Source organism: Microbacterium sp. MYb66, assembly GCF_002979435.1.
Classification (GTDB): Bacteria; Actinomycetota; Actinomycetes; order Actinomycetales; family Microbacteriaceae; genus Microbacterium.
On record NZ_PCOV01000004.1, the window covers coordinates 215,739 to 229,735 of the forward strand.

14 protein-coding genes are annotated in these 13,997 nt (G+C 68.5%); 5 read left to right on the forward strand and 9 right to left on the reverse strand.

The annotated features are described in order from the left end of the window. The first annotated feature begins 28 nt into the window (after positions 1-28). Positions 29-913, forward strand: a complete 885-nt coding sequence (locus tag CQ045_RS11050) for an aminodeoxychorismate lyase (protein WP_105723610.1) — start codon at positions 29-31, stop codon at positions 911-913. Positions 914-986: 73 nt separating this feature from the next. Here CQ045_RS11050 and pstB read toward each other — a convergent pair whose 3' ends face one another. The 7 genes from pstB to CQ045_RS11085 all read right to left on the reverse strand — a co-directional run bounded on the left by pstB (position 987) and on the right by CQ045_RS11085 (position 9,175). Next, positions 987-1,766: a phosphate ABC transporter ATP-binding protein PstB gene (gene pstB / locus CQ045_RS11055; protein ID WP_105723612.1), complete on the reverse strand. Its 780-nt coding sequence runs from the start codon at positions 1,764-1,766 to the stop codon at positions 987-989. A gap of 29 nt (positions 1,767-1,795) precedes the next feature. Next, complete coding sequence (gene pstA / locus CQ045_RS11060; RefSeq protein WP_105723614.1) at positions 1,796-2,887, reverse strand: phosphate ABC transporter permease PstA; 1,092 nt, start codon at positions 2,885-2,887, stop codon at positions 1,796-1,798. 1 nt (position 2,888) lies between these two features. Then, on the reverse strand, positions 2,889-3,866 hold the full coding sequence (pstC, locus tag CQ045_RS11065) for a phosphate ABC transporter permease subunit PstC (protein WP_105723616.1): 978 nt from the start codon (positions 3,864-3,866) through the stop codon (positions 2,889-2,891). Between the two features lie 105 nt (positions 3,867-3,971). Continuing rightward, a complete protein-coding gene (locus CQ045_RS11070) occupies positions 3,972-5,072 on the reverse strand; it encodes a phosphate ABC transporter substrate-binding protein PstS (RefSeq protein WP_105723618.1) in 1,101 nt (366 codons plus the stop codon). Positions 5,073-5,288: 216 nt separating this feature from the next. Then, positions 5,289-6,278 (reverse strand): NUDIX hydrolase, encoded by a 990-nt coding sequence (locus tag CQ045_RS11075; RefSeq protein ID WP_105723620.1) that lies wholly within the window; start codon positions 6,276-6,278, stop codon positions 5,289-5,291. Continuing rightward, complete coding sequence (locus tag CQ045_RS11080) at positions 6,275-8,440, reverse strand: RNA degradosome polyphosphate kinase (protein WP_105723622.1); 2,166 nt, start codon at positions 8,438-8,440, stop codon at positions 6,275-6,277. The genes CQ045_RS11075 and CQ045_RS11080 overlap by 4 nt, the downstream gene beginning before the upstream one ends. A gap of 51 nt (positions 8,441-8,491) precedes the next feature. Beyond that, a complete protein-coding gene (locus CQ045_RS11085; RefSeq protein ID WP_105723624.1) occupies positions 8,492-9,175 on the reverse strand; it encodes a response regulator transcription factor in 684 nt (227 codons plus the stop codon). A 72-nt stretch (positions 9,176-9,247) separates the two neighbouring features. Between CQ045_RS11085 and CQ045_RS11090 the strand changes: the two genes are divergently transcribed. The 3 genes from CQ045_RS11090 to CQ045_RS11100 all read left to right on the forward strand — a co-directional run bounded on the left by CQ045_RS11090 (position 9,248) and on the right by CQ045_RS11100 (position 11,422). Then, a complete protein-coding gene (locus CQ045_RS11090; RefSeq protein ID WP_105723774.1) occupies positions 9,248-9,538 on the forward strand; it encodes a hypothetical protein in 291 nt (96 codons plus the stop codon). 149 nt (positions 9,539-9,687) lie between these two features. Then, on the forward strand, positions 9,688-10,290 hold the full coding sequence (locus tag CQ045_RS11095; protein WP_105723626.1) for an FABP family protein: 603 nt from the start codon (positions 9,688-9,690) through the stop codon (positions 10,288-10,290). A gap of 1 nt (position 10,291) precedes the next feature. After that, positions 10,292-11,422 carry a folate-binding protein YgfZ gene (locus CQ045_RS11100; protein ID WP_105723628.1) on the forward strand — a complete coding sequence of 377 codons (1,131 nt, stop codon included), beginning with the start codon at positions 10,292-10,294 and terminating at the stop codon, positions 11,420-11,422. 2 nt (positions 11,423-11,424) lie between these two features. Here CQ045_RS11100 and CQ045_RS11105 read toward each other — a convergent pair whose 3' ends face one another. Next, positions 11,425-12,252 (reverse strand): class I SAM-dependent methyltransferase, encoded by an 828-nt coding sequence (locus CQ045_RS11105; protein WP_105723630.1) that lies wholly within the window; start codon positions 12,250-12,252, stop codon positions 11,425-11,427. 58 nt (positions 12,253-12,310) lie between these two features. Here CQ045_RS11105 and CQ045_RS11110 point away from each other — a divergent pair, with 58 nt between their 5' ends. Continuing rightward, on the forward strand, positions 12,311-13,060 hold the full coding sequence (locus CQ045_RS11110; protein WP_105723632.1) for a phosphoglyceromutase: 750 nt from the start codon (positions 12,311-12,313) through the stop codon (positions 13,058-13,060). Positions 13,061-13,130: 70 nt separating this feature from the next. Here CQ045_RS11110 and phoU read toward each other — a convergent pair whose 3' ends face one another. Then, complete coding sequence (gene phoU, locus CQ045_RS11115) at positions 13,131-13,841, reverse strand: phosphate signaling complex protein PhoU (RefSeq protein WP_105723634.1); 711 nt, start codon at positions 13,839-13,841, stop codon at positions 13,131-13,133. Between the last annotated feature and the right edge of the window lie 156 nt (positions 13,842-13,997).

The window sequence follows — 13,997 nt, forward strand, 5'->3', positions numbered from 1 at the left end:
GGGTATTCCCGCCATCTAGGCTCGGATCATGACCGGGCGTTTTGCACTGATGATCGATCCCGTCGCCGCCGACGAGCAGCGTACCGACTACGCCGACACGTTCACGCAGGTGGATGCCGCGGCTCCGGCGCTCAGCGTCGGCGAGCTGAGCACGCAGCGCGGAGACGGTGTGTTCGAGTCGATCGGCGTGGTCGACGGCCATGCGCAGGAGGTCGTCCCGCACCTCGAGCGGCTCGCGCACTCGGCGCGGTTGTGCGATCTGCCCGTGCCGAACCCCGCGCAGTGGCGACAGGCCATCGACCATGCCGCCGCACAGCTCGGTGCGGGCGAGTCCGTCATCAAGCTCATCCTGAGCCGCGGCGTCGAGCACGGCCCCACTCCGACGGCATGGGTGACGGCGGCGCCCGCGGCCGACTTCTCCGCCGTGCGCGAGAACGGCGTGCGCGTCGTCACCCTGGACCGCGGGTACGACCTCGGCGCGGCGGAGCGGGCGCCGTGGCTGCTGCTGGGGGCCAAGACACTGTCGTACGCCGTGAACATGGCGGCCCTGCGTGAGGCGCACCGGCGCGGGGCGGACGATGCGATCTTCCTGTCGAGTGACGGCTATGTGCTGGAGGCGCCGACGGCCTCGCTGATCCTCCGCTTCGGAGACCGCTTCGTGACCCCGGCCCCGAACGGCGGCATCCTGCATGGCACGACTCAGCTCAGCGTGTACGAGCACCTCGCCGCACGGGGGTTCGAGGTCGGCTACGACCGTATCCCGGCGACGGGTCTGGCCCAGGCGGATGCCGCGTGGCTCGTGTCGAGCGTCCGTCTCGCGGCGGCCATCACAGCCGTCGACGACGTCTCGCTCCCGGTGGATCAGGCCCTCACGGCCGACCTGAACCGCTACCTCCTCTCCCCGCGCGACTGAGCGTCGAGGCATCGCCGACACGCAAGAGGGCCCGGGAGTCGACGCTCCCGGGCCCTCTCGCGTGAACTTCAGCTCAACCGAAGCGGCCGGAGACGTAGTCCTCGGTGGCCTGCACGGACGGGGTGGTGAAGATCGAGGTGGTGTCGTCGTACTCGATGAGCTTGCCGGGCTTGCCGGTGCCGGCGATGTTGAAGAACGCGGTCTTGTCCGAGACGCGGCTCGCCTGCTGCATGTTGTGCGTGACGATCACGATCGTGAACTCGTTCTTGAGCTCGCCGATCAGCTCCTCGATCGCGTACGTCGAGATGGGGTCCAGGGCCGAGCACGGCTCGTCCATCAGCAGCACCTCCGGCGACACGGCGATCGCGCGGGCGATGCACAGTCGCTGCTGCTGTCCGCCCGAGAGGCCGGAACCCGGTCGGTCGAGGCGGTCCTTGACCTCGTTCCACAGGTTCGCACCCGTGAGGGACTTCTCGACCAGGTCGTCCTGGTCGCTCTTCGACATGCGGGTGTTGTTGAGCTTCACGCCCGCGAGGACGTTCTCCTTGATGGACATCGTGGGGAACGGGTTGGGACGCTGGAAGACCATGCCCACCTGGCGCCGCACGAGCACGGGGTCGACTCCGGGGCCGTAGAGGTCCTTGCCATCGAGCAGTACCTCACCCTCGACGCGGGCGCCGGGGATGACCTCGTGCATGCGGTTGAGAGTGCGCAGGAACGTGGACTTGCCGCAGCCCGACGGGCCGATGAAGGCCGTGACGCTGCGCGGCTGGATGTCAAGGGAGACGCCTTCGACGGCGAGGAAGTTGCTGTAGTAGACGTTGAGGTCGTTGACTTCGATGCTCTTGGACACGTGGATTCCTGTTCTGAGTGGTCGGGCGCTCAGCGGCCGGAGACTTTGGGGGCGAACCACTTCGCGATGAGACGCGCGAGGAGGTTCAGCACCATGACGATGAGGATGAGGGTGAGGGCGGCAGCCCAGGCGCGCGCGACGGCGGCATCCGGGCTCGTGCCCTGGTTCATGTACTGGTTGTAGGCGAACACCGGCAGGGTCATCATCTGCCCGTTGAAGATGTTCAGGTTCATGCTCTGTGTGAACCCGGCGGTGAGCAGCAGCGGCGCGGTCTCGCCGATGACGCGGGAGATCGCGAGCATGACCGAGGTCATGATGCCGGCGATCGAGGTCGGCAGCACCACCTTGAGGATGGTCAGCCACTTCGGCACGCCGAGCGCGTACGAGGCTTCGCGGAGCTCGTTGGGGACGATGCGCAGCAGCTCCTCGCTGCCGCGCACGACGACCGGGGTCATCAGCACGGCGAGGGCGAGGGCGCCCATGAACCCCATCGAGATACCGGGCTTGAAGATGAGCGCGAACACGGCGTAGATGAACAGACCGGCGACGATCGACGGGATGCCGGTCATCACGTCGACGAAGAAGGTGATCGCCTTCGCGACCTTTCCGCGACCGTACTCGACCAGGTAGATCGAGGTCATCAGACCGATCGGAACGGAGATGATCGTGGCCGTCAGAGTGATGAGTACCGTGCCCCAGATGGCGTGGACGATGCCGCCGCCCTCGCCGACGACGTTGCGCATCGAGTAGCTGAAGAACTCGGCGTCGAAGCGCTCGATACCGTTGGCCACGACCGTCCACAGCAGCGAGACGAGCGGCAGCAGCGCGATCAGGAACGCCGTCGCGACGAGAGCGGTCATCAGGCGGTCGACCGCCTTGCGACGGCTCTCGGCGATCGAGGAGATCACCGTGATGATGACCATGTAGAGCAGGATGCCGACGATCGCGGTTCCGACGATGTTGAAGTCGGCGAGGCTGGACCCTGCGGCCGCGACGCCGAAGATCGCGGCGGAGATGACGAACGACGCCGCGAGCAGCGCCCACGGGGCCCACTTGGGCAGCTTGCCGGAGGTGAGCGACGCCGACGTGCCGGCGGCGGGAGCAGTGGTCAGGGTGGTCATGTCAGTTCGCTCCCGAGAACTCGGCGCGGCGGGCGACGATCCAGCGCGCCAGCGCATTGACCGCGAAGGTCACGACGAAGAGGATGAGGCCGGTGGCGATGAGTGTGTTGACGCCGGTGCCGTGCGCCTCGGGGAAGGCCAGCGCGATGTTGGCGGGGATCGGCGTCGGGTTGGTGGCGGTGAGCACCAGGAAGCTGACGACGGCGGAGGGGGAGAGCACCATGGTCACGGCCATGGTCTCGCCGAGAGCCCGGCCGAGCGCCAGCATCGCCGCCGACACCATGCCGCCGCGGGCGAAGGGGAGCACGGCCATCCGGACCATCTCCCACCGGGTCGAACCGAGGGCGAGAGCGGCCTCTTCATGGAGCTTCGGGGTCTGCAGGAAGACCTCGCGGCAGATGGCGGTCATGATCGGGATGCACATCACCGCGAGCACGAGGGCCGCGGTGAGGATCGTCTTGCCGGTGGACGAGACCTGACCGCCGAAGAACGGCACCCAGGACGCGTGCGTGTTCAGCCATGCGTAGATCGGCTGCAGGAGCGGTGCCAGGACCAGGCCGCCCCAGAGGCCGAAGACCACGGAGGGAACGGCGGCGAGCAGATCGATGATGTACCCGAGGAAGGCCGCGAGTCGACGGTGCGCGTAGTGCGAGATGAACAGCGCGATGCCGATGGCGATCGGTGCGGCGATGAGCAGGGCGATGAAAGAGGCCCACAACGTGCCGAAGACGAGCGGCCACACGTACACCCAGAACGACTCGCCCTTGAGGATGTGGTTGTCGCTGGTGTCGAGTTGGAACGCGGGGAGGCTCTGGATGAAGAGGAAGGCGGCGACGAGCGCGAGGACGATGAGGATGATGATCCCCGCCGCGAGTGCGGTGCCGGAGAAGACCCGGTCGCCGAGACGCTGCTTGGCCTTGATCGGCGCGGGCGGCGTCTGGGTCGGTGCCGGTGTGGGCGCCTGGGCGGTCGTGCTCATGATCTCCCTGTTTCGGGCCGGGTCGGTGTGGATCGGATGCTGACCGGGAGGTGCCCCCACGCCCCGTCGGGACGCGGGGGCACCGCTGTCAGTCGATCGGCTGGATCAGCCGACCTGGATCAGGTCGATCGCGGCCAGGACCTGCTCGCGCAGACCGTCCGAGATCGGGGCGCTGCCGGCGTTCTCGGCGGCGGCGTCCTGGCCCTCGGCGCTCGCGATGTAGGAGAAGTACTCCTTCACGAGCTCCGCGACGTTGGTGTCCTCGTACTGCTCGCAGCCGATGAGGTAGCTGACCAGGGCGATCGGGTAGGCGCCGTCCGCGGCAGCGGCGGGGTCCACGTCGAAGACGAGGTCGCCCTCGCCGCGGCCCTCCGCCAGCGGCGAGTTCTCGACGAGCTTCGAGGCGGCCTCGGCGGAGTAGGAGACGAAGTCCTCGCCCACGCCGACCGCGACCTGTCCGAGGCCGTCGGCCTGCGACGCGTCGAGGAAGCCGATCGCGCCGTTGCCGGCCGTGATGGCCTGCTTCACGCCGGAGGTGCCCTGAGCGGCCTCGCCGCCCTGGATCGGCCAGACGTCGGCCGGCTCGTAGGTCCAGATGTCGCCCGCGGTCGCGTTGAGGTACTTGGTGAAGGTCTCCTGCGTGCCCGAGGGGTCGGAGCGGTGCACCGGCGAGATCGCCAGGTCGGGCAGCTCGACGCCGTCGTTCAGCGCGGCGATCTCGGGAGCGTTCCAGTTGGTGATGGTGCCGGCGAAGATGCCCGCGATGGTGGCGGCATCCAGGTTCAGGGTTTCGACGCCCTCGAGGTTGAACGCGACGGCGACCGGCGAGATGTAGAGCGGGACCTCGACGATGTCGTCGGTGGTGCAGGCGCCGAAGCCGCCGGCGGCGATCTCCTCGTCGTTGAAAGCGCGGTCGGAGCCGATGAAGTTGCTGCCGCCTTCGAGGAAGTTCTCGCGGCCCGTGCCGGAGCCGGTGGGCTCGTAGTTGACGGTCACGTCGGGGTTGGCGGTCTGGAACGCGGCGACCCAGGCCTCCTGGGCGGCCGTCTGCGAGGACGCGCCGGTCGCGTCGATGGTGCCGGAGAGCGAGGACTGCGTGGGCTCGTCGGTCGAGCCGGTGCCGCCTTCGTTCGCGGCACAGCCGGCGAGGGCGAGAGCGGCGACGGCGCCGATGGCGCCGATTCGTGCGATTCGGGAGATCTTCACTGTGGATCCTTCGATCTGGAATGGGTGGGGCCCGGTGCAGGGCACACAGTGACGCTAGAGGCGACGGTTAACGAGACTCTCCCGAGCAGGTGAACGGCAGGTGAACGACGGGCGACTCTCTGGGGCGCACCCGCGAGATTCCGGTCCCGGGGTCTCGAGATTCCGGTCCCGGGGTCGCGGGATCGAGACCCCGCGGTCGCGGAGCTCGTCGAAGCGTCAGACCTTCGGGATGTGCGTCTCGATCGCGATGATGCCGGAGCCGGGGTTGGTGGCCGAGAGGTGCACGACCGAGAACGCGGCCGGCTCCAGGTCCGCCGCACTGCTGAGGTACGAGCCCTGGATGGTCCCCGTGGCCAGGGCGATCTCCGAGAGCAGGCCGGGCAGCACGGGTCCGTGGCTGCAGAGGACGGTCGGCTTGCCGGCGCGGATCCTGCGGCCGACGACGGAGCGGAGGTCGGACTCGCCGTCCTCCCAGGCATCCTGACTGATCTTCTCGGTCGTCACCGGTTTGCGGTCGAGCGCGCGGGCGAGCGGCGTGATCGTCTCGACGCAGCGCACGGCGTCGCTCGTGACGATCCGGCGGACGCCGAAGGCGCGCAGCGGTCCGACGATCGACTTCGCCTGCTTGCGGCCACGATCCGTGAGCGGGCGGGAGGCGTCGGATCGATCCCATTCCGACCGGGACAGGGCCTTCGCGTGCCGGAGCACGATCACCGGGAAGGTGCGGAGGACCCCGTCATCGACCAGATTCGCGAAGAAGTCGAGGATCTCCAGGTCGACCGGGTAGCTCAGGCGCGAGCGCGCCTTCTTCAGGCTGACCCATTCGAGCGCGGCGATCTCCCGGTTGGGGACGAATGTCGACTCACGGATCGCGGCGTCGGTGGCCTCAGCGGCCCAGTAGTGCACGACCTTCTGCTTCTTCGACGCGAGGTGGTAGCGGCTGACACCGACCGAGACCCCGAGCGAGACCCGGATGCCGGTCTCCTCGTGCACCTCGCGCACGGCCGTCTCGGCGAGCATCTCCCCGGGGTCGACCTTGCCCTTGGGCAATGTGATGTCCCGGTACTTCGTGCGATGGATCAGCAGGATCCGCAGTTTGCCGTCGACCAGACGCCACACGACGGCCCCCGCCGCGTACACGGCCTTGTCCGTCCACTTCGAGCTCGTCGGGGTGTCGGCGGGGAGCTGCAGCTGCCGCCCAGTCATCGAACCGCCCGTGCGCGGCGCCGCCGCTGGATCAACCCCATGGTCTTATCCTGCAGGTCGATCAGAGGCTTGCCGTTCGCATCCACGGCGTGGCGCTCCCAGACGCCTCCGGCGCCGAGGTGCCACGAGGTGGTGCCCGCGTCCATCGCCAGGTCGAAGAACGCCTGGAGCTCCTTGAGGTGTGCGGGGTCGGTGACGCGCACCAGCGCTTCGACACGACGGTCGAGGTTGCGATGCATCATGTCGGCACTGCCGATGTACACCTGCGGGTCGCCGCCGTTCTCGAACGCGAAGATGCGCGAGTGCTCCAGGTAGCGGCCGAGGATGCTGCGCACCGTGATGTTGTCGCTGATGCCGTCGAGATCGGTGCGCAGGCTGCAGATGCCGCGTACCCAGACATCGACCTTCACGCCCGCGGCGCTCGCGCGGTAGAGCGCGTCGATGATCTCCTCGTCGACCATCGAGTTCACCTTGATGCGGATGTGCGCCGGCACGCCGGCCTCGGCGTTCTTTCGTTCGGCGTCGATCTGGCGGATCAGGCCCTTGCGGAGGTGCAGCGGGGCGACGAGGAGACGCTTGAATTTCTTCTCGATGGCATAGCCGCTGAGCTCGTTGAACAGGCGCGTCAGGTCCTTGCCCACCTGCGCATCGGCGGTGAACAGGCCGAAGTCCTCGTAGATGCGGCTGGTCTTCGGGTTGTAGTTGCCGGTGCCGACGTGCGAGTAATGCTGGAGCTTGCCGTCTTCCTCGCGGATCACGAGGGCGAGCTTGCAGTGGGTCTTGAGCCCCACGAGTCCGTAGACCACGTGCACACCGGCCTTCTCGAGCTTGCGCGCCCAGACGATGTTGTTCGCCTCGTCGAACCGTGCCTTGACCTCGACGAGCGCCAGCACCTGCTTGCCCGCCTCGGCCGCGTCGATCAGCGCCTGCACGACCGGGCTGTCACCGGATGTGCGGTACAGGGTCTGCTTGATGGCGAGCACGTGCGGGTCGCGGGCGGCTTGCTCGAGGAACGCCTGCACGCTGGTCGTGAACGACTCGTAGGGGTGGTGCACGAGCACATCCGACTTGCGGATCGCCTTGAAGATGTCGGCGCGTGCGCTCGAGCCCGCGGGCTGGAAGGCCACCGCGGTGGTGGGTAGGTGCGGCGGGTAGCGCAGGTCCGGCCGATCGATGCGGGAGAGGTCGAAGAGCCCGCGCAGGTCGAGCGGGCCGGGGAGGCGATAGACCTCCAGGTCGGTGATGTCGAGCTCGCGGACCAGCAGGTCCATCGTCACCTCGTCCATGTCGTCCGTGATCTCGAGGCGGATCGGCGGTCCGAATCGACGGCGCAGGAGTTCGGCCTCGAGCGCCTGGATGAGGTTCTCGCTCTCATCCTCCTCGATCTCCACGTCTTCGTTGCGGGTGAGGCGGAAGGCGTGGTGGTCGAGAACCTCCATGCCGGGGAACAGATCGCCGAGGTGATTGGCGATGAGCTCCTCCAGGCGGAGGAATCGCTTGATCTCGCCGCCACCCGGCACCTCGACGAAGCGGGGGAGCATGGGCGGCACCTTGAGACGCGCGAACTCCTGACGCCCCGTGCGGGCGTTCCGGATGCGGATCGCGAGGTTCAGAGACAACCCGGAGATGTACGGGAACGGATGCGCGGGGTCGACGGCGAGCGGCATCAGCACCGGGAAGACCTGCAGCTGGAAGTACTCGGAGAGGGACGAGCGCTCGTCGTCGGTGAGCTCGGACCAGTCGGTGATCTCGATGCCGGATTCGGCGAGGGCCGGACGCACGAGCGAGGTCCAGGCCTCCGCGTGACGCAGCTGCAGCGCGTGGGCCTCGCGGGAGATGTCGGCGAGCGCGTCGACGGGCGAGCGGCCGATGTTGGTCGGCACGGCGAGCCCCGTCATGATCCGGCGTTTGAGACCGGCGACGCGCACCATGAAGAACTCGTCGAGGTTGCTCGCGAAGATCGCGAGGAAGTTGGCGCGTTCGAGTTCGGGCAACGACGGATCCTCGGCGAGCTCCAGCACGCGCTGGTTGAACGCGAGCCAGCTCAGCTCGCGGTCCAGGTAGCGGTGGTCGGGGAGCAGGGAGTCGGGCGACTCGATGGCGTCGAAGTCGTCGTCTTCGGCGTCACCGAGGCCGGCGTCGGCGAGTGCGGGATCGATCATGGGGTACATCTAAGCACCGCGAGGTGACGCGCGTGTGAACGGAGTCGGCGGTCAGTGGGCTCCGACGAGGCTCTCGTCCTCGTTCACGTTGAACCGGTAGCCGACGTTGCGCACCGTGCCGATGATCTGCTCCTGGTCGCCGAGCTTCGCCCGGAGCCGTCGCACGTGCACGTCGACCGTGCGGGTACCACCGAAGTAGTCGTAGCCCCAGACCTCGCTGAGCAGCTGCTCGCGCGTGAACACGCGCGAGGGGTGGGTGGCGAGGAAGTGCAGCAGTTGGAACTCCTTGTAGGTGAGGTCCAGGGGTCGGCCGCGCAGCTTCGCCGAGTACGACTGCTCGTCGATCGTGACGCCGGATGCCTGCACCCGGGCGGGCTCGGCGACCTCGTCGCGTCGGGCCAGCGCGAGGCGGAGCCGCGCGTCGATCTCGGCGGGGCCGGCGGTGACGAGGAGGACGTCATCGATGCCCCACTCGCCGGACAGTGCGCTCATACCCCCCTCGGTGACGACGAGGAGCAGCGGCGCGTCCTGACCGGTCGCCCGCAGCAGACGGCACAGCGACTTCGCGCCGACGAGATCATGGCGACCGTCGACGATGACGACGTCGTAGTCGGGAGCGTTGATCAGCTGTGCCGGTTCCGCCGGAATCTGGCGCGCACGATGGCTCAGCAGCTCAAGGGCGGGCAGCACCTGCTCCGAGAGCGAAGCGTTGGTCAGTACCAGCACCTGGGCCACGCGCACTCCTCACCGACGCGGATCGACGTCGTGCCGCCATGATACCGGGAGCTGATGCGCAACAATGGTGTCATGACGGATCCAGCACTCGCACCGCGCAACGCGTTCGTCGGTGTGATCGGCGTGTGGGCCGCGGCTTTCGTCGCGACCGTCGCGATCGGCATCTTCGTGCCCGAGGAATGGCGCGTCCCGTGGCTGCTCGTCGGCTTCGGCGGCATCGTGCTGCTGTCGTTCGCGGTGCAGCTCTGGTACGGACGGACGCAGGGCTTCATCTTCCGGGTGGCGAGCAGTGTCACCGGCGCCCTGCTGCTGATGGGCCTCATCTCGATCGGGTTCGGCCTCGCTGCGCTGATCCCGTCCTGACGCGGTCACGAGCGGTAAGGTGGAGCACATGGACCTCATGGCGCTCGAAATCTTCTTCATCGGCCTGCTGGGCCTCGCGAGCCTGGCTATCGTGTTCGTCTCGGCAGTGGTGCTTCGCAACCTCTTCCGCGGCCAGCGCTGACGCGATCGTGCTCGAGCTGCCCACCGACCTCCCCGCCGACCTCGCGCCCTTCGCGTGGTTGATCGGCGTGTGGGAGGGGACCGGAGTCATCGACTACCCCGTGGGCGATGAGCGTCTGCAGGGCGAGTTCGCGCACCGGATCAGCTTCAGCCACGACGGCGGCCCGTTCCTCAACTACTCGGGAACCGCGACGTTCCTCACCGAAGACGGTGCTCCGGCGACCGCGCTGCTCGCCGAGACCGGTTTCTGGCGGCTCGCACGCCCGGCGACCGAAGCGGATCCCGGTCCGGCCCTGCTTCCGCCGACTGCCACCCCGGTGACCCGTACCGTCGACGACGTCGAGGAGCTGCGCGCGCCGAGCGGCGGATTCCCGATCGAGGTCTCGCTCGCACACGCCGACGGCGCGCTCGAGCTGTACATCGGCGAGATCAACGGCCCCCGCATCGACATCGGCTCCGATGCCGTCGTGCGCAGTGCCGGAGCGAAGGTGCACACGGCCTCGTCGCGCATGTACGGCCTCGTGGACCACCACCTGCTGTGGGCGTGGGACATCGCCGCCCTCGGCACGCCGCTGCGTTCCCACGCCTCGGCGCGGCTGGCCAAGGTCTGACATGACCGGTTTCGGCCAGATCGACGGCGTCGTCTCCGACGGCGACCTGATCAGTCACTTCGGCGACGCCTTCCGGGAGCAGCGACGTCTCGCCGACGGTGCGGCCCTCGCGCCTCTCGGTGACAGGACCGTGATCGAGGTCGCCGGCCCGGAACGATTGAGCTGGCTCGATTCGATCACCTCGCAGGCGGTCGGCCGTCTCGCCCCCGGCGAGAGCACGGAGCTCCTGGTGCTCGACCCGCAGGGTCGCGTCGAGCACGCGGCCGGCGTCCTCGACGACGGAGCATCCACCTGGCTCATCGCCGACTCCGGCGACGCCGAGGCGCTCGCCGGATGGCTGACGCGCATGAAGTTCCGCACGCAGGCCACGGTCGACGTCCGCTCCGACCTCGCTCTGGTCGGCTACATCGACGGGGGAGCGGTCGCATCGACGGCATCCGCAGCGGCGTACGCACCGCACGGCGTGCCTCTGGTCTGGGCGGACCCCTGGCAGCGGATCAGCGCGGGAGGGCACCAATACGCCCAGGTCGCCGAGCATCCCGCCGCCGACTTCGCCTGGCGGGTCGCGCTCCTGACGACCGAGTCGGCGGATGCTCTCGCCGCGTCGCTCGATCACGACGCACTCGCCGGCCTCCTCGCCGCCGAAGCGCTGCGTGTCGCGGCCTGGCGCCCGCGCTGGACGACCGAGGTCGATGAACGTTCCCTCCCGCACGAGTCGGACTGGATCCGCAGCGCGGTGCACCTGAGCAAGGGCTGCTACCGCGGGCAGGAGACGGTCGCCAAGGTGCACAACCTCGGGCACCCGCCTCGCCGCCTCGCCGCGCTCCACCTCGACGGCAGCGATGCGGTCCTCCCGGAGCCTGGAGCGCCGGTGTTCGTCGGCGACGACGAGGTGGGGCACCTCACCTCGGTGGCTCGCCATCACGAAGACGGTCCGATCGCGCTCGCGATCCTGTCCCGACGTGCTCCGATCGGCGACCTCGTCGTGCGTGCCGACGGCATCGACATCGCCGCATCCCAGCAGGTGATCGTGCCGGCCGATGCCGGAGCCACGGCAGACGTCCCGCGCCTCACTCGGTTGTCGCGGCGTCCCTCCGCGCCGGATCCCCGCGACTCCGGCGCCGAAGTCTGAACTCAGTCCGATCGCGGAGCGACGGCCTCCCAGGGCAGCGTGAGCTCGCCCAGGCGCCACCGCGAACGACCGCCGAGGATCGGCCAGCGCTGCTCTCGCAGCGCGGTCACCGCGGCCAGGAAGCGCTGCGTGGCTCCGAAGGTCGAAAGCGGCGCCGCCCTGTCCCATTCGCGGTCGAGATCGACGAGGAGCGCGTGGATCCTCTCACCGGGGACATTGCGGTGGATCAACGCCTTCGGCAGCCGCTCCGCGACGATGCTCGGGTGATCGAGGTCGGCGAGCCGGAGCGAGATCGTGAACCTCAGCGGGACGGCGTGCGCATCGACGTCGATCCAGCTCGAGACGCGGCCGATCTCGTCGCAGGTCCCCTCGAACAGCAAGCCGCCAGAGGCCAGCCGCGACGTCATCCGGCTCCACGCGTCCGGAACGTCCTGCTCGTCGTATTGCCGGAGTACGTTCATGGCGCGGATCACCGCGGCCTTCCGTCCGTCGGGAAGGGGGACCTCGAATCCGCCACGTGCGAAGGAGACCGGCAGATCGGGAGCGAAAGGCGTGCGTCCGGCGCGCACCTCGGCGAGCTGTGCGTCGGCGGTGGCGACACGGGCGGGATCGATCTCGAGGCCGCGGACCTCGACGTCGTCACGCACCCGCACGAGGCGCGTCGCCAGCTCGAACGCCGTCACGCCGCTGGCGCCGTAGCCGAGATCGACGACCAGGGGATCGGATGCCCGACGCAGGGCGTGGCTGGCTGCGATCCAGCGATCGTTTCGCCGCAGTCGGTTCGTCCCCGTGGTGCCGCGAGTCGGCCGGCCGAGGGGAGATGACGCCATGTCTCCATCCTCCCAGCATCCGACTCGGGCATCGGCGCCGGATGGATAAACTGGCGGCATGACTGCGACGCGCACCCTCATCCTGCTCCGCCACGGCCGGAGCGAATGGAACGAACTGAACCTGTTCACCGGTTGGGTGGACGTCCGCCTCAACGAGCAGGGCGAGAAGGAGGCACGCCGCGGCGGCGAGCTGCTCGCCGAGTCCGGCATCCTGCCCGACGTGCTGCACACCTCGCTGCTGAGCCGTGCGATCCAGACGGCGAACATCGCGCTCGACGCCGCCGACCGGCTCTGGATCCCGGTGACCCGCTCCTGGCGGCTCAACGAGCGCCACTACGGTGCTCTCCAGGGCAAGGACAAGGCGCAGACGCTCGAGGAGTTCGGCCCCGAGCAGTTCCAGCTGTGGCGCCGTTCGTTCGACGTGCCGCCGCCCGTGCTGGACGACGACAGCGAGTTCAGCCAGGTGAACGACGTCCGTTACGCGGGTATCGATGGCGAGGTGCCGCGCACCGAGTCGCTCAAGCTCGTTATCGACCGCCTGCTGCCCTACTGGGAGAACGCGATCGTGCCCGACCTCGAGGCGGGCAAGACGGTGCTCGTGACCGCACACGGCAACTCGCTCCGTGGTCTCGTGAAGCACCTCGAGGGCATCAGCGACGAGGACATCGCCGAGCTCAACATCCCGACCGGCATCCCTCTGATCTACGAGCTGGACGAGAACAACGTCCCGACCGGTCCCGGCCGCTACCTCGACCCCGAAGCCGCCGCCGCCGGTGCCGCCGCCGTCGCTGCGCAGGGCAAGAAGTAGACTCCTCCGCGCGAGCGACGAAGCCCCCGGTGCATTCGCACCGGGGGCTTCGTCATGGACCTCTGCGAGGTCAGGCGTGTCCGAGCTCCTGCTGCTCGAGTTCCTGCTGCTCGACCGCGAGGGGGATGTCCTCCTCCTCGACGGCCCAGTCGCCGGTCGCGAGATAGACGACCTTCTTCGCGACGGCCACCGCGTGGTCGGCGAAGCGCTCGTGGTAGCGGCTGGCGAGCGTGGCGTCGACGGTCGCCGTGGCCTCGCCCTTCCAGTTGTCGCTGAGCACCTTCTCGAAGACCGTGGCGTGCAGCTCGTCGACGTCGTCGTCCGCATTGCGGATCGCGTCGGCGAAGCGCAGGTCCTGGGTGCGCAGCAGCTCGGAGAGCGTGCGAGCGACCTCGACGTCGAGCTCGCCCATCTTCACGAACGTGCCCTTGAGGCCCTTCGGGATGGCGCGCTCGGGGAAGCGGAGGCGGGCGAGCTGGGCGATGTGCTCGGACATGTCGCCCATGCGCTCGAGCGAAGCGCTCACGCGCAGTGCCGTGACGACGATGCGCAGGTCGCGAGCGACGGGCTGCTGGCGGGCGAGGATCTCGATGGCCTGCTCGTCGAGCGCGACTGCCAGCTCGTCGATCTTGGCGTCATCGGCGATGACCTCCTCGGCCAGGGCGACGTCGCTGGTCGCGAAGGCGCGGGTCGCCTTGTCGATCGAGACGGTGACGAGGTCCGCGATCTCGACGAGGCGGGACTGCAGGTCCTCGAGGGACTGGTGGAAGACTTCGCGCATGTTGGGGCGCAACCTTTCATTCGGATCTCGGCTGGGTCAGCACGAGACGGCGGGTCGTCCGCACGAGAGAGCAGGTCTGCGCTCCCGCACAGGCCCGAAGCGATTGTCTGCCTCGAAGGTTAACGAACGGTGCCCAGCACGTGAATAGTACTTCTC